Here is a 23,097-nt window from a genome sequence, read left to right as displayed (position 1 = left end):
TGGTGCTCACTGTGCGAGTTCGGCATGGTACTGATCACTGTGTAATGCCAGCCTGTCCTTGAGGCCTTGTTTCACCTCGGGCCATTCGCTGTCAATGATGGAGTAGACCACTGTATCCCTGACACTGCCGTCCTTGAGTAGTCTGTGGTTTCGTAAGATGCCATCTTGCTTGGCTCCCAGGCGGGTGATGGCTTCCCGCGAAGCCTGGTTATGAAAATGGGTTCTGAACTCCACCGCCATCACATCCAGGGTCTCGAAGGCGTACTCCAGCAACAACAGCTTGGTTTCGGTATTGATGGCGCTGCGCTGCACGCTCTTGGCATACCAGGTATACCCTATCTCCAGCCGGCGGTTGGCCTGATCCCAGTTGCAAATACGGGTACAACCGACAATTGCACCGCTGCCTCGGCTACGTACCGCAAAGGCCAAGGCTTCACCGCGCTGCTCACTATCCAAAGCCTGCTGGATATACTCTTTCATCTCATCCGGATGCGGCACGCTGGTGTACCACAAGCGCCACAACTCACCATCGGCGACCGCCAGCGACAACGCCGGCAGATGATCCTGACTCAAAGGTTCGAGGATCACATGTTCTCCGGTCAAGCATGCTTCCAGTCCCATGATTTGCCTCCCTAATAATGCAAGATGATGATTTAACACTTGTTTGATTACCAGACTAACATGAATAAATCATTAAACCAGAGAAAATGTTAACAAACGGTTTCTGCAGCAAGCCAGCTGAACTCTGTCAATCTGAGGGGAAAACCCGGCCTTTTGACCCGCTGAATATCAGCCAGGGCTGCAGTCAATAAGTGCAACACGCATGGTTGAACGGACTGAGGCATCAACCGTTGAGCAGCACGCTTCTGCTCACTATATAGATTGAATTGAAGCAACCTGAGATGGTACTCCTGAAGAACCTTCTGATCACATAGACGGAGTCGCGCTTCCAAGTTGAATTCGTGCTTCCCTTGAATCACTATAGAGAGACGGTAATAGAGTCATGACAGTTGAATAATTGCAGTCGAAGGCAGAATGATGAGTAAGAAATGTTTTAATTTAGGGACCCTATCCGAGGACTTCGACGAGTCTGATTGTATGTTTAAAGAGGTTGATGAGAGAAATTACTTTTATGCCACCAATGAATATATACCTTGCTCTTCTCGTTCACCCATAACTTGGGAGGATCCAGAGATATCAGATAGTACTGAGATTCCTGATATCGTTGAAAAAGGTGATAAGCTCGTATCCAAAGAAGTTGCTAAACTAATAATGTCATTTGACCCTTATGGTGTGGAGATATATCCAGCAAGTTTGCTCATTGAAAATGAACTTCTTACAGAAAGGTACATAGTATCAATAAAGAATGTCATTGACGTTATAGATACTGAGCGTAGTAGAATTATTCAAAATCCAAAGCCCCACCGACCACCTATTGTTTCTCGTCTAGCTATATGCCCGGAAAAACTCGAGCTTATTCCATTACATAAACGTTTGGTTTTTAGGGTGAAAGAGTCAAATACGGTATTTTTTGATGTTAGTATTGTGGAAAAGTTTATCGCTGGCCTTATGAACGGCCATCATAATTTATGTCAAGCAATTCCGTTTGATACATCAGAATTAACCCCAACAATATAAGCGCTCAGAATAGTAAAACGTTGGCCGGGTTAACCCCGGCCAAATATCGTGCCAGTTACAACAATTCATAACTACCGGCAACCCGGAACCAACCGGCTATGCTGGCACGATCTTTATGGGTTGGCAGTACTTCATGGGGGAAACGCTCGCTCAGGAAGATCACCAGAGTGCCCATTCTCGGCGGGATCTGCTCAAGCAGAGCGTCGTCCTCTTCATAGAGCATCAGCTCGCCACCATCACCCTGTTGCCAGTCGGGGTTAAGGAAAAATACCGTGGTCAAGATCCGGTTGCGACTGCCCCGCAGCGCATCCAGGTGTTTACGGTAAAAAGTACCAGGGCGATAAAAGGCGTAATGGCTTTCATAATCGAATAGCCCCATAAACAGGCGCCGGTTAAGCCCATGACGCAAGCACGCCATGTATTCCAAATAGTCGGCATCCGGTTGTTGTGCTTCATTCAACCAGCGGATCCTGTCTGAACGTATCTCCTGCTCGCGAACACGCTCATTGCCACGGCCGATTTCAGCCCAGCGAAAACTCTCTACCGGCGAGTGGTTAACCTTATCCAGCAATGCGCTACTCAACGTCTCCGGCAGCACATCCTCAAGCACTATGTATCCCTTGTCCGTAAGTGCATCGGCAATCCTGTCCAATAGTTCATCGTTTAACAGCGAAACCAAATGGGTATCCTCTCTGAAATGCTGCGGCTGTTATTGCCTGCTTATTGACAAAGCCACAACCTAAAAAGCCCCCACTTGAATAAAGCGGGGGCCGATTCTGATAGCAGCGGATACTAGAGCATTCGATTTGGGCTGACAATCAAAATAAAACTTTCAATTCATATAGTTACAACACTAACCATATATTATCAAAGAGGCTCTTCAAGCTAAACAGGGTGCAAATTCAAGCGCTTGAGTTGTAGCTTGAATCCATTGATGGGAAAAATCGGCTCGCGCCTGTGGGGAAGTTAATTATCTTCTATACTCTCAAACAGGATTATGACTGTAAAACAGTGAATTATGGGATCAGAACGTCAACCAACGCGTCAGTTCTATGTTCGTGCCGCCATCATAGCCGCCGAACTGGAAAAGACTCAGGGCCACTGCAAAGAGATTAATATCATCGCCAGCAATGCCCAGGCGGCATCGATTCGTGCCGGCAGCATGGCGCTGGGCTTTAAGGCGCTGACCCACTCCATCGACGAACTGGCGCATTTCACCACCCACTCAGCCGCAAGAATCAATCATCTGGCACAGACCATCAGCCGCCTAACCAGCGAGCAGACCCGAGTCCGCAAGGCGATGCTGCAATTTGCCCGCGCCAGGGAGAAAGCCCGTAAAGCCCGTTATGGCGACAGCATCATGCCGGCGCTGGAGAAGAACAGCCAACACTTTACGGCCCTTGAGCAGCAGTGCAAACGCCTGAGCCTGGATATTGAATTGCAACTGGAAGAGCTCTGCCAGCAGCTGAAAACCGCTAAAGTGCTGGCCTCGCTGTGCCGCATCGAAGCCTGCCGGATAAAGCCCGCCGACCAGGCCACTTTCAACCATGTTGCCAACCGGGTCGATGCTGCTGCCGGGGCGATCCGCACTCAGGTAGATAAGGCGATTCAATTACTTGAACAATAAGGGAGTACAGGGATGAAGAGCCAACTCTTGTTGGAAACCCATAGCCACAAATGGATCTATTTTGGCCGGGATCCGGACAAACCCGACGGCATCATAGACACCAATCAATATATGTTGGTCACTGCCGAGCAGGCTCTGCTGATGGACCCGGGTGGCATAGAGCTATTTGCCCCCATGCTGGCCAATGTGGTTTGCCACATTCCCATAGAGCAGCTCACCCATCTATTCGCATCCCATCAGGATCCCGATATCATCTCCTCCCTGGGGCTGTGGGATCAGACTCTGGAGCGGGCCCAGCTGCACGCGCCCTGGATTTGGGAAGGTTTCATCCGCCATTTCGGGATGGAGCATATCCAATACCAGGCCATTAAAGATCAAGGCGGCAAGCTGACGCTCGATGGCGTAGAGGTGCAGTTTATCCCGGCCCATTATCTGCACGCTTCCGGCAATTTTCATGTCTACGACCCTGTCGGCAAAGTGCTAATGTCGGGCGATATAGGTGCGGCACTGGAAGACACGAATGCCGGGCTATTTGTCGATGACTTTGGCCGTCACACCGAGAAGATGCGCTTTTTCCATCAAAGATGGATGCCCTCCAACCGCGCCAAGCAGGACTGGATAGCCAGAGTGAGAGAGCTGGAGCTGGACTATTTATGTCCGCAGCACGGGCGGATATTCAGGGGCGAGCAGATACCTGAGTTTCTCGACTGGTTCGAGCGCCTGGAAGTGGGGGTTGCGGTAGGCAACTGAGTAAAATAGCTTGATGCCATGAGCTTAGCCCATGGCAAGTTTTCCGCCATTGAGTGTTCGGCAGCTATCAGAGATAGCGGGCAAAGGCGCTGCCCTCTTTGGTGGCTTTGAGCGGCGCTTCAACCACAGGAGTGCCCAGATAGAGAAAGCCCACTATCTGATCGCTGCCATCGAGCCCCAACGCCGTATTGACCGTAGAGTCAAAGGCAAAGGTACCAGTGCGCCATATTCCGCCCAGCCCCTGGGCAAATGCGGCCTGCTGCATCGCCATCACGGCGCAGCCGGCTGCCAATTGCTGCTCCAACTCAGGGACCTTGGGATGATCTTTGGTCTTGGCAACCACAGTGATCACCATAGGCGCCCTGAGCGGCATACCGGCAGCCTTGTTGATAAAGCCCTCGTCGGCACCATCTGCTGTTGCGGCCGCCACAAAAATATCCGCCAGGCGATTGAGCCCTTCGCCGGTAGCAATAATAAACTCCCAGGGCGCCAGGCCACCGTGATCCGGTACTCTGGCCGCAGCATCCAGGATAATTTTCAGTTGCGCCTCATTCGGCGCCGGAGCCTGCAGTCGTGGACATGATTGACGGGTAAGAAGAAGAGTAAGTGCGTCCAATGCGCGATCCTCAGCTGAGATATCAATGACTTCACAGGATACCAAATCCGCCCCGGATCGCCAGAGGCAAAAAAGCCGGACGACTTGTTTTAAGCAACAATCAGCCGAGGTTAGCGGTTTTGGGCAGCCATTTACGGCCAATAAAATAGTCCACACTGGTGTAACGGCCGCCGCCCATAAACAGCAATACCAACAGCATAATGAAATAGGTGGCCGCAAACTCAATGCCGTTGTTGAGGATCACCAGGTTACCCGAACTGGTAAGCCAGTCGTAATTGCCGTGCTCCTGCAGTATCCCCTTGGCCCGCTCAAGCTTCTCCACCGAAGCCATCACCCTGTCGTTTGCGAGCCAGGATGAGGGATCGGCAATCGCCAGCCAGCCGTTGGACCAGTGCACACTGAAGGCCGCCACCAACATGGTAATACTCATGGGGATAGCCACCAGCCGAGTGGCCAACCCGAGCAGAAGCAACAAGCCACCAAAAAATTCGGTCCCGGCCGCCAGCGCCACCATCACTTCAGGCATGGGCAAGCCCAGCCCCCAGTCCGGATTACCGAACCAGGCCGCTGTGTCGCTGAAGTGGCTGAGTTTATTGTAACCGGCCTGCACCAGCACTGGCGCCAGATAGAGCCGCAATGCCAAAGGTGCCAGGCCATCGAATTGGCGCAGTGATTTCAAAAATGCCGCATAGGTTTGAATGATGGCTTGCATGAAAGCGTCCTTATTCGGGGAGTATTCCTGTCATGCTGCAGTTGACCCGGCAATAAGCGATTTTATTTCAGTCTTTAGTTTAGAAAGGTGCGAACAAGCCCCATGCCCGTTCTACAACTCAAAGACTCGCTTTACGATCCCATAAGCTCAGGGCTATGTCTGCCTCATAAGCTCAGGGCTGTGCCAACTCAAGGCGATGCCTGACTCAGTTCATCCAGATCGTCAATCAAGTTGCCCAGCTTACGCTTGAAGTGCTTTTGCTGGCGCTCACTCAGGCTCTGGTGCAGTTGCAACAACAGCATGCCGAAGTTTTCCGTGTTCTGCGCCAATTTCTGCTTGTGGACGTCTGACTTGAGCTCATCGGGCGATGTCATCAGCAGCCGCAAGCGCTGCGCCAACAAGTCAGAATCACTGCGTTGCAGCAAGGCTTGTTTGAACTGCCGGAGCCACTCGTGACGATACTCGAGCCACATATCCAAGGTCGCCAGTCGGCGGCTGTTGTGCTCATGGATCAGGGCCTTTTGCTGCTCATTCAAACGCCCCAGCCAATCGGCAAACAGCTCCTCCAGCCGTTCATCCGCATCTTTAATCAGTTGTTCCTGGTTCTTGTCCTTGTATTCATCCACCAGCTCCTGCTCATCGGCCTCCAGTTTGGCAATCACCTGGGCGACCTGCTTGTCACTCAAAGAAGCGATAAGGGGCAAAAGATCGTCAAACACCTGGGCAAACAGCCGAAACCAGTGATCTCTTGCCATATCCACATGACGGCGCCAACTCTGCGGCGTTAAAGTGCCATCGGCAAGCTCGGTTTGCAGCGTTTTTAACTGGGCACTGTATCTGGGTAACTCCTGGCTGCGATGCCAGGCGAGAAAAGGGTCGAGAATGGCGTCAAACGCCTGCTCCTGTTGCCGGTCAAGAGTGACATAATCTTCCAGCTGCCACTCTATGGCCCAATCGAGGAAATAATAGCTGACCTTGGTGGAGCAGGCACTGAGCGCAATTAGCAGCGCCAGGGCAATAACAATGCGTTTCATCCATTAAATACTTTAAGTTGGCTTAGGCCAGGCGACAGCTTCCCTGCCTGACTCATTGATGCTTTACAAGATGCCAGAAGTCATCAAACCAGTCGAGATAAGACTGCTGCTGATTATCCCAGGCCATCTGCAAGGCCCAGCAGCAGGCAAACAGCCAGTAGACATCGACGGCTGCAGCCACGGCCAGGTGGGCATCGCCGGTTAAATGCGGATGCTGCTCAAGATAGTGATAGATGAGCCACTGTTGCCCCTCGGCGCTCAGTTGATGGGATGACAGCACCCCGGCCAACTCAAACAGCGGGTGGGAAGCGCAGGCGTATTCGAAATCGACGCACTTGAGTCCATCCTCGGCCAGCAACAGGTTATGAGGATTGAGATCCCTGTGACAATACTGAGGCCTCAGCAGACAGGCCTCCAGCCGAGTGTTGCACTGCTCGAATAACCCTTGGGCCGAGTGAAGTTGCATGAGCCGCTGTTGCCAGCTTGAAGGCTGCACCCGGCTCAGAGCCATGCCATCGAGCCGCTCCAGATAGATGCGCCACTGCTCGGCAACACTGATTTCGAGCTTGGGGGCCGGCAAGGCCCTCAGCCCCAGCAGCAACTCCAGCAGTAAGGCCTGAGGTGATTTGCCTTGCTTGGCTCCCAATACAGCGCCTGAGCCAAATTCATGTTTAGGCTCATGTTTAAACTCATGTTTAGATTCATGTTTAGAATCATGTTTGCGCTCAAGCAGGCCAGAGAGGTTCTTTGAGTTTGCATAGGCTTTTTGAGCCGCGCTTGCGATCTCGGTCGCGCCTTTGGATGCGAGTAACTGCTGCCAGTTGGCTTGCGGCGCTTGTTCGATAAAGCGGCTCAGATATAAACCCTTGTCAGCGCTGACCCAAATCAGCCCTGGTGCCAGGTTCGCCTTCTCAGCAACCCGCCAACATGCCAGTTCGTTGTTTCTGTCGCAGATACGGTCTGAGCCCGGGGAATTGACTCTCAGCACCATTGACTCGCTACCTGCCTGCAAGAGCCAGTTTTGGTTGCTTAGCCCAAGGGTGAGCGGCTTGGCCCCCTCAAGCGGCCACAACTGTAGCCGCTTGAGGGCGGCATTGAGCTCACAGCTCAAACCTTCACCCAGACTGGCTTCAAGTGCTGTCAGCGGTTTGCCTTTCATGCCGCGCCGCTTTCAAGCTGTGAGGAGTCGCGACCGCGGGACTCCTGGGCTCTGGCGCGCCAGATAAAGTATCCGGCTACCGCCATCCCCACGTAGAGCACAAACAAGAGTGAGGTCAACATCAAGCCCTTGCTTAAATAGAGATAGATGGACACCAGATCGATAACCACCCAATAGAGCCAGTTTTCCAGCACTTTACGCGCCACCAGAAAAGTCGTCATCACAGCAAAACAGCTGGTTGCCGCATCCAGGTAGGGAAAGGCTGCCTGAGTGAAAGTTGCCATCATATGACCGACAAACAGAGACACCAACCCAGTCAACAAAATCAGTACCAGGTGCCGCTGCCAGGGCCAGGAGGTCACGGCCACTCCTTGATGGTTTTCCCCACCCCGGCGCCAGAGCCAGTATCCGTACAGCGCCATCGCCATGTAATAGACGTTGAGCACTGACTCCATCAGCAGCGCGACTTTCCAGAACAGCACAGTATAGATGGCGGTGCTGGCAAAGGCTGCCGCCCAACACCAGATATTGGCTTTCATGGCCAGCAGCAGATAGGCTAAGGCCAATACCACGGCTACCGCTTCCCAGGCGCCCATGCCCTGGGCCTGAGAGCCGGCCTCGGCGAGCCAGTGCCAGAATTCACTCATGGGTTATTCCCTGTGGCCCAAGTTCAGCTCACCGCCGATAAATTTACAGACAAACACCGCCTTGCCAAATTTCTCGTGCGCTGCCTGCATCTCAGTGGCCAGCATGGCCATCACCTCGGCATAATCTCCGCACACCTGAGTCGCCATGGCATTGGTGGTTCTCTCTATGTTGGCATAACTGTCTAGGCGCTTGATAAACCATTGAATAGGCTCCAGATACTCATCGTGGAGCGGATACATGCTGATTTCGGCAGTTAACTTCATTTTACATCTCCTGTAATGAACCGGGGCGCTGCAACACGCCCCGGCCGACAACGGCTTATGCCATCAGATAAATTTGACCTTGAAGGTCACACCAACCTGGCGTGGGTCTCCGTAGCGGATATATTGCTTCTCGGCCCAGTCCTGATCCGGCTCATTGCCGAAGTAGAAACCGCGCACGCCGTATTTTTCATCGAACAGGTTGCGGCCCCAGAGGTAAACCGACCACTTGTCGGCCTCATAGCCCAGCTTGGCGTTGACCACTTGATAGTCTTCAGATCGGGAGTCATTGCTGTCTGAGTAGTAGAACGCACTCTTGCCACTGCTGTTGAGGTTGGTAAACCAGCCCATGTCATTGCGCCAGGTCATGCCGAGACTATAGGTCCATCTCGGCGAGTGGGCCAGTTCCCGGCCGCTGAGATCCACAGGGTTGCCATATTTATCCTGATACAGGTAATCACCGTATTCTGTCTGCAGATATCCAAGGCTGGTGTAGAACTGCAGTGAATCTGTGGGATACCAGTTGGCTTCCAGCTCGGCGCCATAGTTATTGGAGCTGCCGGCGTTTTCGGTGAACAGAATAAAGCGCTGGGGATCGACAGGATCCTGCAGCGAGGCCGCTACCTGCTGATCTTCCCTGTCCATAAAGAACAGTGCCAGACGAGTATCCAACAAGCCATCGGCCCAGCTGGATTTCAGCCCCAGTTCATAGTTATAGAGGATTTCGGTATCGAACTCTTTCTTGTCGGCCAGCTCCTGGGGCAGCGTCATATTGAAACCACCGGCCTTGTAGCCCCTGGCTATCCGAACATAGGCTTCATGATGTTCAGCCAGCGCCTTGGACAGGGCGATATGGCCGCCCCACATGTTTTCCGATGGGCTAAAGGCATCACCATTGCTGTCGCTGTAGTCACTCTCACGTCGCTCGATCCGAGCACCGATAGACAGGCTGTAGCCCGCCCCCAGATCTGAGTCCAACTGGGTAAACACCGCATAGTTACTGGCGCTGTAGCGGGAAGTCAGCACTTCATCCGGCCCGCCGTTGTATTCAGAGTAGAGATCATTGTCCTCATCGAGATCCATAAAATAGAGCCCGGCCAGCCAGTCTGTGCTGCCGCCGAAAATCCGCCCGGCCTCGTTGGAGCTGAATCTGAACTCCTGTGATAGAGTGCGCCGCTCACCGCGTTTATCCCAGGTGTAATCGTACTCACAGGGTGCGCCGCCGCACTCTTTCCCGGCCCAGTAATCCGGGTTGGCCCAGTCACCGTCGTAACCGTGGTGATGATCTGTTGCGGCATAGCTTGACAGGGACACCAGCTCAAAAGCCTCGAAGCCGGTATAACTCAGCTTGAGACTGGATCCCGTGGTGCGCTGCTTGTCGACGCCCGGCGCATCGGTAATGGTATCGAAGCCGTTATTGTCCAGGGTCCAGGCATCATAACCATTGTCAAAATCGGCGTGCAGTAGAGTGAAGTCCGCCTGCAACTTGTCGGTGGCGTACCAGCGCAGCTTGATACGACCGCTGAATTCATCGCGCTCATTGGTATCGTCACGGCCCAGATACAGGTTGTCGCGATAACCGTTCTGCTTGTGTTGCTGCAGCGCCACACGATAGAGCAACTTGCCGGAATCAGTCACTGGGCCGGAGCTGAAGCCGCTGAAGGTTTGCAGATTATCATTACCGAGCGAGACTTCGGCGCCGTGCTCGAACACGTCTGTGGGATCATTGCTCTTGAGATAGATAAGACCGGCCAGGGCATTGGCGCCATAGCGGGTGCCCTGTGGGCCGCGCAGCACTTCAAACTGCTGCAGGTCGTACAGGCTGGAAACGCTGCCCAGCCCGGAGAGATCGATATCATCGATAATAAAGCCCACAGAGGAGTTGGGGGCTCCCTGGTATTGCTCCTGCTCACCTACGCCGCGGATCTGGAAGTATCTTGGCCGGGAGCTGGCACCTGACCAGTTGAAATTGGCCACGTTACCCAGCATGTCTTCGAAATGCTCGGCGCCTTGATCTTCAATGCGCTGCTCATCGATAACAGTCACACTGGAGGGCATCTTCTCCAGCGTCAGGCCACGAAAGTCGCCGCTGACGACTATTACTTCCATGGCTTGTTGCTCATCTTGCTTTTCAACGCCGGGATTATCGGCGGCATGAACGGGTGCCCACAGCAGCATCTGAATGGTGCTGGCAAGCAGAGTAGGTACGGTAAACTTGGACATAGGACCTCAAATATTCACAGTTTGAGATCCGGCAATAAGAAAGCGAGTTGAAAGTGCACGAATTGTGGCCCATTCCTACGCCGGTACTAGCCGGATCAGGTTCTAAGGGTTCGTCATACGACATCTCAGTCAACCGCAATGCGGTAAACACCCCTTGGCGCGGGCCAGTATACACGAGTTACCAACAAAAGTGAGCCAGGTTGCCAAATTGTACCCGAGGGCATAAAAAAACCGCCCACCCCAATACTCCCGAGTGTTGAGCATTCAACGGGAATAATGGCTCGGGCGGCAGTGGTGCCGAGGTTTCAACTTTTAGTTTGAAAAGGCCTCGCGCACATAGATCTCAAAACGGCTGGCGGTCGGATTCGGCGCCACGGCGCTCACCTGCAACTGCTGTTTACCATGCAGCTTAACCGACTTCCAGGACACACCTTCATCATCCAGGGTATAGCCGCTGGCATCATACCAGGTGAACTTGTACTGAATGCGCATATCGGTAGCGACCTTGCTGCTGATGGTGGCTGTGCCTCTGAGCAAGCCGCCCTCGCCTCTGGCCATAAGATCACCCACACTCACAGAGCGGGCAAAGCTGCTGTTGTCTGCGCGGCTTTCACCGGTCGAGCTGGCATACACCCCGGCCGTATGGTTGGCGCAGCCTGCCAGAGCCAGCACGGTTGCTGCTATTACCAAGACTTTTTTCATCTGCCAATCCCTTATTCTCAATCAATCAAAAAGTGCGCCCTGGCCGTTGCAATCAACTGTTTGCGGTTGGTTTGCCAGCAGTCGATATTGACATTGGCCACTCGCCGCCCCTGACGGGTTATTCGGCACTCGGCGAAGCTGTCCTTATGATAACCGGCGCGTAAGTAGTCGATGGAAAAATCAACCACCTTGGGCACCTTACTGGTTTGCATAAACACCATAAGCTGGATGATGGCCGACATCTCCATAAACCCGGCTATCACGCCACCGTGAATGGCCGGCAGTACCGGGTTACCTATGTTGTCATCTTTGGCCGGCAGACGAAACACCAGTTCATCGCCAAACCTGTCCACCTGCATGCCGATAAAGCGAGCATAGGGAACATGCTCAAGCAAGTGACTGAAATCATTGGTTTCTGTCACTTTAGCAACTATGCTTTTTACATCCATGGATGCCTTGGGATCTGTCATTTCGTCTCCTCACCCATCAGTGCCTTGCGGAAAGTATCCCCTATCATTTCAGGGCTTATCCGCATAAAGGAGCCAACCGCATGGGCGATGGGGTCGTCTATGCTGTCCTGATAGGCGATGGCCCGGGTGAACGCGACGCTGGATGACAACTTATAACACTCGGCAAAACCATACACCGGCTTGTGGGGCTCGGCAGGCTTCATATAGTCGACCCGCAGATCCAGAGTTGGCGAGATCTCCAGCGAACCATATTTGTCCTTGATGGCACAAACCACGGCGCAACCACTGGCAGTATCCATCAATGTGGTGATAACCCCACCATGAATAACCCCGGTTTCAGGGTAACCCACCAGCTCGGTGCTGTAAGGCAATTCTATCAGTACATGGTGCTCACTGGCCTCATGCACCTTGAGCCCGAGACGGCGGCACTGGGCCAACTGGTTGACGAAACGGGTAGCCAGAGTCGTCAGCGGGAAAAACTCCGGATTCACTTTCATGACGCTGAACTCACCATAGGCCCCAAGGCTTTACCGCCAAGCAGATGCATGTGGATATGGAACACTTCCTGGCCGCCATGTTCATTACAGTTAATGATTAAACGATAACCGTCCTCGGCGATCCCGGCCTCGGCGGCCAGCTTGGCAGCCACAGTCACCATACGGCCTATGGCCTGCTCATCCGAAGCCTTGGCGTCATTGACTGTGGGGATCAGATGATTGGGCACTATCAGTACATGGGTGGGCGCCTTGGGATTGATATCCCGAAAGGCGGTTACCAGTTCGTCCTGATACAGAATGTCCGTGGGAATTTCACGGCGGATAATTTTGCTGAATATGGTTTCTTCGGCCATTTTGCCACTCTCCGGTGTGTCGGTTCAGGCTCGGCCCAAGGGCCAAACCTCTGTGTTCTTGGCAGTATAATACCATTCGGCCCGGAGATGTAATTGGCCACGGCGATTTGAACCTCAAGCCATTTAAAACTCGGCAGCAATTGCCGCAGCCTGGCTTTTTTGGCAGCATTGTCGCCATGCTCAGCCGGATAGCACTCAATTTGGCTCCCGGCACTCGCCAACGATTCATACGGATATCAGATGATCAGTTATCAGATTTGCCCCATAGATCCCCACGCTCACCTGTTCGAGGTCAAAATCACCATTCAGGCACCGGCTCCGAAACAGGAACTTTGGTTGCCATCCTGGATCCCGGGCAGCTACATGGTTCGCGATTTTTGTCGCAATATCATAGATATTAAAGCCTTTGATGAGCTGGAGCGTCCGCTCAGCATTACTCAGCTTGACAAGCAGCGCTGGCTGATAGATTCCAATGCCGAATCGCTGCAACTGCGCTACTCGGTTTATGCCTGGGATATGTCGGTGCGCAGCGCCCACCTGGATCAGACCCACGGCTTTTTCAACGGCAGCAGCGTCTTTTTGGCGGTGGCCGGCAAAGAGCTTGAGCCGCTGGAGCTGGAAATTCTGCCTCCGGAGGAGGAGGCCAACTGGCAGCTGGCAACAACCCTGAGTCGAATCGAGGGTGAAGAGTGGCAGTTCGGCCGTTTCAGCGCCGCCAACTATGATGAGCTTATCGACCATCCGGTGGAGATGGGCACCTTTACCCACGGCAGCTTTGAGGCCTGTGGCGTGCGCCATGATGTGATACTGACCGGGCGTCACCGCTGCCACATGCCCAGACTGCTTGACGATCTCAAGGCTATTTGCGAGAGCCAGATCCGCCTCTTCGGTGAAGCGCCGTTTGAGCGCTATCTGTTTATGACCCAGGTATTGGGCAATGGCTTTGGAGGACTGGAACACAGAGCCTCCACCGCCCTGCACTGCTCCCGTAAGGATCTGCCGCTGAGTATGGAGATGCCGGTCAACAAGGATTACCGCACTTATCTGTCGCTCTGCAGTCACGAATACTTCCACAGCTGGAACGTCAAACGCATTAAGCCTGCCAGCTTTATTCCCTATGCGCTGGAGGCCGAGAGCTACACCCGTCAACTGTGGGCTTATGAAGGTATCACTTCCTACTATGATGACCTGATGACACTCAGAGCCAACAGGGTTTCCAATGAGCAATATCTGGAGATGCTATCCCAGACCATGACCCGGGTGTATCGCATGCCGGGCAGGCAGTTGCAGAGCCTGACAGATTCGAGCTTCAATGCCTGGACCAAGTTCTACAAACAGGATGAAAACGCCGCCAACGCCATCGTCAGCTATTACACCAAGGGAGCTTTGTTTGCCCTGTATCTGGACTTGACTCTGAGACTGGAAACCCAGGGAGAATACACACTGGATAACCTGATGCAGAAGCTGTGGCAGGCCTTTGGCAGTCAGGGTATAGGCACTGAAGATGACTCCCATCGCCGCCTCTACGAGGAGCTGCTTGGCCGGGATGCCAGCGCAGAATTTGCCTTTCTGGATAATACCCAAGAGTTGCCACTGGCGCCCCTGCTGGCGCAATTCGGAATCGAGATGCAACTTCGCAGTGCCCAAGGCGCTCAGGATCAGGGCGGCGGGGATGTTGAGGGGCAAAAAATCGGCTTCGGAGCCCGCTACAAGGCTGAAGTCCTGGGGTTAAGGATTGTGAGTGTGACCAATGGCAGCGCGGCTCACAGCGCCGGGCTCGCGGCTCAGGATCTGCTGATTGCCGCCAATGGTCTGCAGGTCGGCGCTCAATTTGAAAATGAACTGCAACAATATGAGCCCGGCGATAGTCTGGAGCTGCACTTCTTCCGCCGTGATGAACTGATGACAGGCCAACTGCCTATCAACCCGGCGGCAATAGATACTGTGTCACTCAAGCTCACCGATCCAGCCAAAGCCAAGGCCTGGCTGGGTTAAGGAAGGTGCGAACAAGTCCCATGCGTGCTCTGCGTAGGCTTACAGGCCTGGATGCAAGGCGTGGTTCGCAGCAAATGGCCCTAGTCCTTTGCAAGAAGCATAACACAGCAGGCAAGCCTGTAAGCCACGCCCTTTGGGGCTTTCACAGCAACCGGCTCTCTACGTTATCCGACTTCGACAGGCCCCGGCATGCCTTCAGTCAGATGCCTTGAACGCCAATTGCTGTGTAAGCCACTCTTTACAAAAGAGAAGGCCGCGAGGACTTATTCGCACCTTCCCTAACTGCCTGAGCCTTGACTCTCGGCCACATCGGCCATCAAGTGACGCTGGGCCCAGGCCATCACCTGGGCTCGGTTGCTTAAATTCAGTTTGCGAAACACCCGATAGAGATGGGTCTTGACCGTACTTTCACTGACATAAAGGGAAGTGGCAATCTGTTGATTACTGAGCCCGGCCAGTAGCGCCTGCAGCACCTCCCGCTCCCTGAAAGTCAGTACATCGCCACTAAGCTCTCCCTTGGCCAGCCGAGATTGCAACTCAAAAGGAATGTCGCAGCCACCCTTCTGCACAATATCCAGGCCACGGCCCAACTGTGCCAAGGTCGCCTCGGGATAGAAAACCGCCTTGACCACAGACGGCAACAACAGGCATTCATACTCCACCCTTCTGGGATAATGCAGTAACACCACTTTGCAACCGCGATTCCTGGTGGCCTGTTTAAGAATCTTATAGCCCAAGGCCGGTTCCACAGTGGCCAAATCCAGCAACAACATGTCGACATCAGTTCCCAAGGCATCTGTGTGCCATCTATCGGGAGATAAGCAGGACAAGCGTACCAGAAACTCCTGCGGCCAACGGCTATCCATCAGCTCGGTCAACAGCGCGGATCTGGAAACCACCAGCCAGTGCATCACATTGAACATAGGCTGCCCTCAGCTAAAAAATAAAAAATTTACATTACTGCAACATGAGTATCAAAGCAGACAACTGCTTGAAATGGAAGTACAGATTCCTTACCAAAAACTCAAAATGAATAAGAGTTAACTGAACAAGCGCCGCTACAGGCGTTAACATAAAGGGGTAAAACAGATCTGGGGGATCAAACATGGAAACAAATACTGCGGGCGAAGTGCGCCTGTCTCGCTATAAGGCATGGGATCTTCCCACTCGCCTTTTTCATTGGATAAACCTGCTTTTGGTGCTGCTGCTGGTGATCATCGGCGGGGTAATGATGTTCAAATCTGACTTCGGGATCAGTGGTCTCGACGCCAAAATCGGCCTGAAGACACTGCACGTATGGATAGGTTATGCCTTTGCCATCAACCTGGCATTCAGATTACTGTGGGGATTATTCGGCCCTATCAAGGCGCGTCTTGGTAAACTACTCCCCAAAAAAGGGGAATTGGCAGGCTATCGTGCAGCACTCAAGAAAGGCGAAAACCCACAATATCTCGGCCATAATCCGGCGGGCAAACTGGCGGTCATCGCCTTATTGGGTTTGCTGACGCTGATCATGGTGACAGGTTTGGTGCGAGCCGGTACTGACATCTTCTATCCACCGCTGGGCGGCATGGTTCAGGAATATATCGCCGCCGATGGTGTTGAGCCTGCCAGCCTCAAACCCTATGATGACACAGGCGTTAATCCAGACAAGGCTGCAGCGATTAAGGGCGCCAAGGGCTTGGCGGGGAAAGTACATGTCTACAGCGTATATCTGTTGCTTCTCTTGGTATTGCTGCACATAGCCGCGGTGATCCACGCCGAGCGTAAGCGTCAGCCCGGTATTATTTCTGCTATGTTTTCCGGCAATAAATATCTGCCAACAACGCCGGTGGATAAAGACTGATTGAGATATTGGCTCACCACACAGAGCCAGAGATAGGCACCAGCCGAAAACAATAACGCCGGCATCAAGCCGGCGTTGTCATTCGTGCGATATGCGCTTCTTACTTCAGTACGCTATCTGAAGTACGGCCATCATCGTGACAGCTATCGCAGGTAGGCTTTTGACCTACGTTCATGTCGTGGGGAGCATGGCAATCAGCACACATCAAGGCACCATCGTGTGGCTTGTGTACCGCATCCATTTCTGCCAGCGAACCGTGACAGCTCTGACACTGTTCAAATTCATAGGCGCCGTCAGCTGAAGGTGAACCATCGGCATGACAGCTTTCACAGCCACCCATATCCGCGTGGAAATCTGACAGCTTCTGATCTTCTGCAAAAGCAGATGGTGACATGGCCAGTGCGGCCAAACCGGCACCGAACAACACACTCAAGAGTTTCTTGCTCACAATAATATCCTCCGATGATGACAGTCGAGCAAAGGTTCTTATGTCAGGTATGACCTTTGTCTCACTATCAGTAAATAGCACGACTTGGATTAACTTAGCCAAGCTTTTGCCAATTGGCAAACTAATTCTGAGTCGCCGCCACTTTAACAACTTGCGCAAAAGCAAAATGTGCGCTGAATCATGTAACCATCGGTTAATTACGGAATTTTACATTTAATTTACACATAAGCATCTGTATCAATAAGCGTTTCAACAGCATAAAAAAAGGAGGCCAACCGGCCTCCTTAAGAGAAAGTACTGCTAAATTATCCGCGGTTTCTCAGCGCTTCGATACGCTTTTCAAGCGGTGGGTGACTCATAAAGAGTTCGGTCATTGAGCGCTTGCCATTGATACCGAAGGCCGACATATTGGCCGGCATGGCACCGGTTTCCGGCCCGGTGCGCAGACGTTCAAGCGCCGCAATCATCTTGTTCTTGCCGGCAAGGCGAGCGGCACCTTCGTCGGCGCGGAACTCACGGATGCGGGAGAAGTAAGCCACCACCATGGACGCCAGAATACCAAACAGCATATCCAGCACAAATACCACAGCCATATAAGCTATGGTGCCCAGGCCTTCACCCTCTTCATCGTTGCTGGCAACAAAGTTGTTGATGATACCGGCAACCACACGGGCAGCAAAGATAACAAAGGTGTTCACCACGCCCTGGATCAGGGTCAGAGTCACCATGTCACCGTTGGCCACATGGCTGACTTCGTGCGCCAGTACGGCTTCCACTTCATCGGCACTCATGCCGTAAAGCAGACCTGTACTCACTGCCACCAGAGAGTTGTTTTTGCTTGGGCCTGTAGCAAAGGCGTTCAGTTCAGGCGATTGGTAGATGGCCACTTCCGGCATCTTGATCCCGGCCTGCTGTGCCTGACGGGCTACGGTCTCGAGCAACCAACGCTCTGTGTTATCTCGGGGCTGAGTGATCACCTCACAGCCCATAGTCTTCTTGGCCATCCACTTGGAAATCGCCAAGCTGATAAAGGCGCCACCAAAACCAAAGATCGCCGCAAACACCAGCAAGCCACCCATGGTTTGAGTATTGACACCCAAAATAGACATGACGATCGATGCCACCAACAGGATGGCAAGGTTAGTCAAAATCAATAGAAATACACGCTTCATATCAGCTCCTGTAAGGTACCCTTGTACCGGAATTGCGTCATTGCAGACATAATATGTCCACTTGGCGGGAATTCAAGTGGGAAAAGGTAAATTATTGTTTAGCTTTCCCGCCCAAACGCCCCGGTTACGCAGAGGAAGCAGTCTAGGCAGGCTTGATTAAATCAAACTTAATCAATTGCCCGAGTGCAGCTTTTTAAGGCGACCAAAAACACCGGCGGCGATTGTTGAGTGTAAAGGCTTTTTGTTACCATCAAGCAACGCAAATCAATCTGAAGGACAGCGACTATTATGACGATAAATACCCTGCTGCTCAGCAGCTCCCGCGCTGGCGACACCCCTTACCTGGAACATGCCCTGCCCTATATTGAGCCTATGACAGAAAAGGCCCGCAAGTGGATATTTATCCCTTATGCCGGTGTCAGCATGAGCTATGACAACTATCTGGAAGCTGTGGTTAATGGCCTGGCACCATTGAGGCTGGATATCTCCTCTATCCATCAACATGGCGATCCCAAGCAGGCTATTCGCGATGCTGACGGCATTCTGGTTGGTGGTGGCAATACCTTCCACCTGTTGCATGAGTTGTACCGCTACGATCTGCTGCATCTGATCAAAGAGGAAGTCGCCGCCGGCAAACCCTATATTGGCTGGAGTGCAGGTTCAAATATTGCCGGCCTCAGCATACGTACCACCAATGATATGCCTATTATAGAGCCGCCATCATTCAGTGCCCTTGGCCTGCTGCCACTGCAAATCAATCCGCATTACAGCAACTACAAGGCGCCGGGTCACAATGGTGAAACCCGCGCCCAGCGCTTGCTTGAGTTTACCTGTGTCGATCCCAAGACGCCGGTACTGGCCATCCAAGAAGGCAGCGCCCTGTTGCTGCAGGACAATAAACTGAGTCTTTTGGGAGATAAGGAAGCTTATCTGTTCAGCGGTGTAGAACAGGAGATCCCCGTGCCTGTAGGCAGTGATCTTTCCAATCTATTGAGCTAAAAAACCTCGGCCCTACGTGGCCTTGCTTCTTTTTAACTCCAGGGCTCAACCGGGCACTTTGGCCAGCAAAGGGCTCAAATCTAGGTGCTGAGACATGGCCTCGGCACTGGGATGAGCCAGATGCGGCACCACTCCCAACAGCGGCGCCTGCATCAAGTCTTTAAGGCTGGCCAGGTTTTCATCGAAGCGACTCATATCGGCTTCGGCGCGATTGGCCACCCAACCGGCGATTTCAAGCCCATCGGCGCGGATCACTTCCTGGGTCAACACGGCATGATTAAGGCAGCCAAGCTTCATTCCCACCACCAGAATCACGGGCAGAGCCAGTCCCTGCACCGCTTCCGATAAGAAACGCCCCTCCCCCAAAGGCAAACGCCAACCACCGGCCCCTTCTATCAGGCAGAAATCGGCCATGGCATATTGGGTAAAATCCAGCGCTGCCAGTACCGCCTCGGGGCTGATATCCAGGCCGAGATCGGCGGCAGCAATATGAGGGGCAATCGCCGGCTCAAAACTGAAAGGATTCACCTTGTCGTACTGCAGTTTCAGAGTGGACTCATCCATCAGGGCCAGGGCGTCCGGGTTTCTCAGCCCGTAAGGGGTGTTATGGCAACCCGAGGCCAGGGGTTTTACCCCCAAGGTTTTCAAGCCATGCTCGACTCGTGCCTTATGCAGCAGCGCGGCCCCGACCTGAGTCTTGCCACTGTCGGTATCTGTACCTGTTACAAAAAAAATCATCGCTGAACTACCCCTACAGCTAAAACATCAATGGTTATTTTCGGGCCTGAACCATTACTATCCTGTATGTCAGCGGCATTCCCTTGTCCGTTCTAAGGACTTCGGCCTGCCCGTTAAGTGTATGCCAAAAACCCTTTCCCTTGAGCCCGGCACCTGAGTTTTTGTCGGCGCCGACTGAAGCGCCGACCCCCTTGATGGAGTAAAGCAATTCCCTGAGATTGGCAAAATGGCACTGAAAGGTGCGGCTTTGCGTGTGCAAGCTCTGCCAGGGATGCTGCGCCAGCGCTTGCTCCAACTTATGTTCGGCTGCAAACGCTTTGACTCGCAGCCCCAGCGTCTGTAATTCGGGCAAACTGCCCCGGGCCACTATGGCTAGGCGCGCCGAACCGCCCGGGCGCATGACCCGAAAAATCTCTGCCAAGGCGGCCGGAATATCGCCGCACCACTGCAGCGCCAGATTGGAATAAACCGCATCAAAACTGTCGTCGCCAAAGGGAAGCTGCTCGGCATTGCCACAAACAACCTGATAATCGGGGAAATTTCCCTTCAGCTGCTTGAGCATTCCGCTGGCGATATCCAGGGCGGTCACGCTTTGGGGCCAGAGCGTGGCAAAAGCCGTGCCCGGACCTGCACCTATATCCAGCAGTTTGCCTGAGTGTGGGCAATCGTCCCAGTCAAGCAAGGCTTCGGCCGTCAGACGCTGCACCCTATTGTGGCGCTCATAAGCGCTTGCCGCCTTGGAAAAGCGCCCGGCGACGTCACCAAGCGGCACGGATTGCACCAGGCCTGCGTGACTAGCCAGAGGCTCATGACTGATGTTGCTCATGCCATCAGCTCCGCCAGTGTCGAGACCAAGGCCAGTATATCCTGCTCCCTGTGCTCGGCGCTCAGAGTAATACGCAGTCTCGCACCGCCTTTAGGGACTGTGGGGGGCCGAATCGCCCCCACCAGGAAGCCGCGTTCCAGAAGCCTTGCCGCCAGCGCCATACACTTGCCACTCTCACCCACCAACAGAGGTTGAATTGGCGACTCAGATGGCATCAAGGAGATCCCCGCCACTTGGCAGCTGCGGCGAAACAAAGCGATATTGGCGTTGAGGCGCTCAAGCAAGCGCTCTTGCTGGATCAGCTCCAGAGCCTCGAGCACCCCCATACAGCAGGCCGGTGATAGCGCGGTGGAATAGATATATTCACGGGCATTGGCCACCAGATAGTCTATCAATTCCTGCGAGCCCACAATCGCCGCGCCCTGACCACCGAGCGCCTTGCCAAAGGTCACCAAACGGGCAAATACCGGCAGGGATGAAGACTCAAATAGGCCGAAGCCGTGGGCATCATCGAGAATAAGCGGGCTGCCGTGTTCTTGGCACAAGTGGCTCAATTTACCGAGCGGCGCCCTGTCGCCATCCATGCTGAACACGGTTTCAGTGAGCACTGCGCTGCCGGGATGCCGGGCCAAAAGCGCTGTGGCAGCCGCCATATCGTTATGGGCAAAACGCCGTATTTTGGCCTTTGAGTCGCGCAGGCCATCTATCATGGAGGCGTGCACCAATTTGTCGGCAATCACTGTATCTTCGGCGCTAAACAGGGTTTTCATCAGCGCAGTGTTGGCGGCAAAACCACAGCTGAACAGTAACGCCGCTTCTGCACCGAGCGCCCGGCACAGACCTTGTTCCAGCTTGAGATGCGCCTCGCTGTAACCCGAAACCAGAGGTGAAGCGCCGCTGCCGCAGCCATAGATCTCTGCGCCTTTGGCAAGCGCAGAGATGACCTTGGGATGACGGGCCAGGCCCAGATAATCATTGGCGGCAAAATCCAGCAATGGTTTGCCTGTGGCTTGGGCTTGGGCTTGGGCAACAGGATGTAATAGTCGCTCACGGCCGGGCGCTGCAGCGAAGCAGCATCTTTGCCTGAGCAAGCCGCCGCGCTCAAGCTCCTCACGGCGGCGGGCCATTTTGTCCAGCAATGAGGTCAAGTTACAGGGCTCCGGCGTCGTAAAACTGTCCCTGAGCCTTGTTATTGATAGCCTCTGCCTTGGCCGCGGCGCGGGCTATTTCGGCGCCCTCTTCCTCGACCGTGGCGGCCTTGCCCTGCTCCGGGGTCAATCCCAGACGGCGGAACAGGCTCATATCGTCATTTTCTTCCGGGTTGGCGGTGGTCAACAGCTTGCACCCATAGAAAATCGAGTTGGCGCCGGCAAAGAAACACATGGCCTGCAGCTCATCTGTCATACTTTCACGCCCGGCCGACAAGCGTACCCGTGACAAAGGCATCATGATTCTGGCCACGGCTATGGTGCGCACAAACTCCAGTGGATCCAGGTCGTCCAGGCTGTCCAGCGGCGTACCGGCCACCTTGACCAACATATTGATAGGCACAGAGTCGGGATGTTGCTCCATATTAGCCAACTGCTGCAGCAAACCCGCCCTGTCGGTGGCCTGCTCGCCCATGCCGACAATCCCGCCGGAGCACACCTTCATACCGGCGGCGCGCACATTGGCCAGGGTGTCCAACCGCTGCTGATAGGTGCGGGTGGTGATGATGTCACCATAGTATTCCGGCGAGGTATCCAAGTTATGGTTGTAGTAATCCAGCCCGGCTTCGGCCAGCTCGTTGGCCTGGTTTTCGCTGAGCATACCCAGGGTCATACAGGTTTCCATCCCCAGGGATTTAACCTCCTGCACCATCTGCTTGAGATAAGGCATATCGCGCTCATGCGGGTTACGCCAGGCGGCTCCCATGCAGAAGCGGGTCGCACCGGCGGCCTTGGCACTTCTGGCCTCTGTCAGTACCTTTTCCATCTCCAGCAGACGCTCTTTTTCCAAGCCTGTGTCGTAGCGAGCGCTCTGGGGGCAATATTTGCAGTCTTCCGGACAGGCCCCCGTCTTGATTGACAACAGACGACTGACCTGAACTTCATTGGGATTGAAATGGGTTCTGTGCACGCTGTGGGCACGAAACAACAAATCATTCATAGGCAGGGCAAAGAGGGCTTCAACCTCTTCGCGGCGCCAGTCATGGCGCAGCTCTGTATTGGACATATTCTGTGTTACCTGAGTCTGATCTATTTGTTGCTGAAGCCGATTTTGCCGATTAATCCTTCGGGGTTCCGGGTTCAGTTGGCTGCTTGAAGGCCTGAATTATTTTCGTTAGCATACCCGCGACACCCTCACTGTCAACGCCAACCAGTTGCACAGGTTTACCTTTGGTT

General features: G+C 53.7%; 26 protein-coding genes and 1 riboswitch. Of the genes, 6 read left to right on the top strand and 20 right to left on the bottom strand.

Features of this window, described 5'->3' with window-relative positions:
• Positions 1-6 precede the first annotated feature (6 nt).
• Positions 7-621 (bottom strand): GNAT family N-acetyltransferase, encoded by a 615-nt coding sequence (locus tag HCX89_RS06070; protein ID WP_144438065.1) that lies wholly within the window; start codon positions 619-621, stop codon positions 7-9.
• Positions 622-1,098: 477 nt separating this feature from the next.
• On the opposite strand from HCX89_RS06070, the gene HCX89_RS06065 reads away from it, so the two are divergent.
• Entirely contained in the window at positions 1,099-1,638 is a 540-nt protein-coding gene (locus HCX89_RS06065) for a hypothetical protein (RefSeq protein WP_144133725.1), read from the top strand.
• 55 nt (positions 1,639-1,693) lie between these two features.
• Here the strand turns inward: HCX89_RS06065 and HCX89_RS06060 are convergent, their stop codons facing one another.
• Positions 1,694-2,317 carry a 2OG-Fe(II) oxygenase gene (locus tag HCX89_RS06060; protein ID WP_025011205.1) on the bottom strand — a complete coding sequence of 208 codons (624 nt, stop codon included), beginning with the start codon at positions 2,315-2,317 and terminating at the stop codon, positions 1,694-1,696.
• A 339-nt stretch (positions 2,318-2,656) separates the two neighbouring features.
• Here HCX89_RS06060 and HCX89_RS06055 point away from each other — a divergent pair, with 339 nt between their 5' ends.
• Both HCX89_RS06055 and HCX89_RS06050 read left to right on the top strand, forming a co-directional pair.
• A complete protein-coding gene (locus HCX89_RS06055; protein WP_025011204.1) occupies positions 2,657-3,265 on the top strand; it encodes a hypothetical protein in 609 nt (202 codons plus the stop codon).
• A gap of 12 nt (positions 3,266-3,277) precedes the next feature.
• The gene (locus HCX89_RS06050; protein ID WP_045282669.1) at positions 3,278-4,015 is read left to right on the top strand and encodes an MBL fold metallo-hydrolase; all 738 of its coding nucleotides are present in this window, start codon (positions 3,278-3,280) and stop codon (positions 4,013-4,015) included.
• Positions 4,016-4,082: 67 nt separating this feature from the next.
• Here HCX89_RS06050 and HCX89_RS06045 read toward each other — a convergent pair whose 3' ends face one another.
• From HCX89_RS06045 to hinT, 11 genes are all read right to left on the bottom strand, one after another.
• Positions 4,083-4,631 carry an NAD(P)H nitroreductase gene (locus HCX89_RS06045; protein ID WP_062793391.1) on the bottom strand — a complete coding sequence of 183 codons (549 nt, stop codon included), beginning with the start codon at positions 4,629-4,631 and terminating at the stop codon, positions 4,083-4,085.
• A 100-nt stretch (positions 4,632-4,731) separates the two neighbouring features.
• On the bottom strand, positions 4,732-5,343 hold the full coding sequence (locus tag HCX89_RS06040; protein WP_051472781.1) for a DoxX family protein: 612 nt from the start codon (positions 5,341-5,343) through the stop codon (positions 4,732-4,734).
• 188 nt (positions 5,344-5,531) lie between these two features.
• The gene (locus tag HCX89_RS06035) at positions 5,532-6,377 is read right to left on the bottom strand and encodes a DUF6279 family lipoprotein (protein WP_107352949.1); all 846 of its coding nucleotides are present in this window, start codon (positions 6,375-6,377) and stop codon (positions 5,532-5,534) included.
• 52 nt (positions 6,378-6,429) lie between these two features.
• Positions 6,430-7,536, bottom strand: coding sequence for a phosphotransferase (locus HCX89_RS06030; RefSeq protein WP_167715366.1), 1,107 nt, complete (start codon positions 7,534-7,536; stop codon positions 6,430-6,432).
• Positions 7,533-8,183 (bottom strand): nicotinamide riboside transporter PnuC, encoded by a 651-nt coding sequence (pnuC, locus tag HCX89_RS06025; protein ID WP_025011200.1) that lies wholly within the window; start codon positions 8,181-8,183, stop codon positions 7,533-7,535. The genes HCX89_RS06030 and pnuC overlap by 4 nt, the downstream gene beginning before the upstream one ends.
• Positions 8,184-8,186: 3 nt before the next feature.
• Positions 8,187-8,447 carry a hypothetical protein gene (locus HCX89_RS06020; RefSeq protein WP_025011199.1) on the bottom strand — a complete coding sequence of 87 codons (261 nt, stop codon included), beginning with the start codon at positions 8,445-8,447 and terminating at the stop codon, positions 8,187-8,189.
• A gap of 63 nt (positions 8,448-8,510) precedes the next feature.
• Positions 8,511-10,667 carry a TonB-dependent receptor gene (locus tag HCX89_RS06015; RefSeq protein WP_167715364.1) on the bottom strand — a complete coding sequence of 719 codons (2,157 nt, stop codon included), beginning with the start codon at positions 10,665-10,667 and terminating at the stop codon, positions 8,511-8,513.
• Between the two features lie 55 nt (positions 10,668-10,722).
• A riboswitch (TPP riboswitch) is annotated at positions 10,723-10,832 on the bottom strand.
• 147 nt (positions 10,833-10,979) lie between these two features.
• Positions 10,980-11,369 (bottom strand): YcfL family protein, encoded by a 390-nt coding sequence (locus HCX89_RS06010; protein WP_062793618.1) that lies wholly within the window; start codon positions 11,367-11,369, stop codon positions 10,980-10,982.
• Positions 11,370-11,386: 17 nt separating this feature from the next.
• A complete protein-coding gene (locus HCX89_RS06005; protein ID WP_025010997.1) occupies positions 11,387-11,839 on the bottom strand; it encodes a PaaI family thioesterase in 453 nt (150 codons plus the stop codon).
• Positions 11,836-12,336 (bottom strand): PaaI family thioesterase, encoded by a 501-nt coding sequence (locus HCX89_RS06000; RefSeq protein ID WP_028780462.1) that lies wholly within the window; start codon positions 12,334-12,336, stop codon positions 11,836-11,838. The genes HCX89_RS06005 and HCX89_RS06000 overlap by 4 nt, the downstream gene beginning before the upstream one ends.
• The gene (gene hinT, locus HCX89_RS05995; protein ID WP_025010998.1) at positions 12,333-12,689 is read right to left on the bottom strand and encodes a purine nucleoside phosphoramidase; all 357 of its coding nucleotides are present in this window, start codon (positions 12,687-12,689) and stop codon (positions 12,333-12,335) included. Before hinT ends, HCX89_RS06000 begins: the two co-directional genes overlap by 4 nt.
• A gap of 240 nt (positions 12,690-12,929) precedes the next feature.
• Here hinT and HCX89_RS05990 point away from each other — a divergent pair, with 240 nt between their 5' ends.
• Positions 12,930-14,684, top strand: coding sequence for a M61 family metallopeptidase (locus HCX89_RS05990; RefSeq protein ID WP_025010999.1), 1,755 nt, complete (start codon positions 12,930-12,932; stop codon positions 14,682-14,684).
• A 278-nt stretch (positions 14,685-14,962) separates the two neighbouring features.
• Here HCX89_RS05990 and HCX89_RS05985 read toward each other — a convergent pair whose 3' ends face one another.
• Entirely contained in the window at positions 14,963-15,607 is a 645-nt protein-coding gene (locus tag HCX89_RS05985; protein ID WP_025011000.1) for a helix-turn-helix transcriptional regulator, read from the bottom strand.
• Positions 15,608-15,789: 182 nt separating this feature from the next.
• Here HCX89_RS05985 and HCX89_RS05980 point away from each other — a divergent pair, with 182 nt between their 5' ends.
• Positions 15,790-16,530, top strand: a complete 741-nt coding sequence (locus HCX89_RS05980; RefSeq protein WP_025011001.1) for a cytochrome b/b6 domain-containing protein — start codon at positions 15,790-15,792, stop codon at positions 16,528-16,530.
• Between the two features lie 100 nt (positions 16,531-16,630).
• Here HCX89_RS05980 and HCX89_RS05975 read toward each other — a convergent pair whose 3' ends face one another.
• Positions 16,631-16,978: a cytochrome c3 family protein gene (locus HCX89_RS05975; RefSeq protein WP_025011002.1), complete on the bottom strand. Its 348-nt coding sequence runs from the start codon at positions 16,976-16,978 to the stop codon at positions 16,631-16,633.
• A gap of 305 nt (positions 16,979-17,283) precedes the next feature.
• A complete protein-coding gene (gene htpX / locus HCX89_RS05970) occupies positions 17,284-18,150 on the bottom strand; it encodes a protease HtpX (RefSeq protein WP_025011003.1) in 867 nt (288 codons plus the stop codon).
• Between the two features lie 288 nt (positions 18,151-18,438).
• On the opposite strand from htpX, the gene pepE reads away from it, so the two are divergent.
• Positions 18,439-19,149 (top strand): dipeptidase PepE, encoded by a 711-nt coding sequence (gene pepE / locus HCX89_RS05965; protein ID WP_025011004.1) that lies wholly within the window; start codon positions 18,439-18,441, stop codon positions 19,147-19,149.
• Positions 19,150-19,194: 45 nt separating this feature from the next.
• Here the strand turns inward: pepE and bioD are convergent, their stop codons facing one another.
• Genes bioD through bioB form a run of 4 tightly spaced genes read right to left on the bottom strand, consistent with a single transcriptional unit; the run spans position 19,195 to position 22,927 of the window.
• Positions 19,195-19,884, bottom strand: coding sequence for a dethiobiotin synthase (gene bioD, locus HCX89_RS05960; protein ID WP_025890091.1), 690 nt, complete (start codon positions 19,882-19,884; stop codon positions 19,195-19,197).
• A gap of 37 nt (positions 19,885-19,921) precedes the next feature.
• On the bottom strand, positions 19,922-20,713 hold the full coding sequence (locus tag HCX89_RS05955) for a methyltransferase domain-containing protein (RefSeq protein WP_107110636.1): 792 nt from the start codon (positions 20,711-20,713) through the stop codon (positions 19,922-19,924).
• Entirely contained in the window at positions 20,710-21,861 is a 1,152-nt protein-coding gene (locus tag HCX89_RS05950) for an 8-amino-7-oxononanoate synthase (RefSeq protein WP_254428356.1), read from the bottom strand. The genes HCX89_RS05955 and HCX89_RS05950 overlap by 4 nt, the downstream gene beginning before the upstream one ends.
• A 1-nt stretch (position 21,862) precedes the next feature.
• The gene (bioB, locus tag HCX89_RS05945; protein ID WP_167715362.1) at positions 21,863-22,927 is read right to left on the bottom strand and encodes a biotin synthase BioB; all 1,065 of its coding nucleotides are present in this window, start codon (positions 22,925-22,927) and stop codon (positions 21,863-21,865) included.
• Positions 22,928-23,097 lie beyond the last annotated feature (170 nt).

Source organism: Shewanella sp. Iso12, assembly GCF_012030025.1.
GTDB classification, from domain to species: domain Bacteria; phylum Pseudomonadota; class Gammaproteobacteria; order Enterobacterales; family Shewanellaceae; genus Shewanella; species Shewanella algae.
The sequence above is the reverse complement of the archived record's forward strand: the minus strand, read 5'-3'. Positions and strand labels throughout refer to the sequence as shown.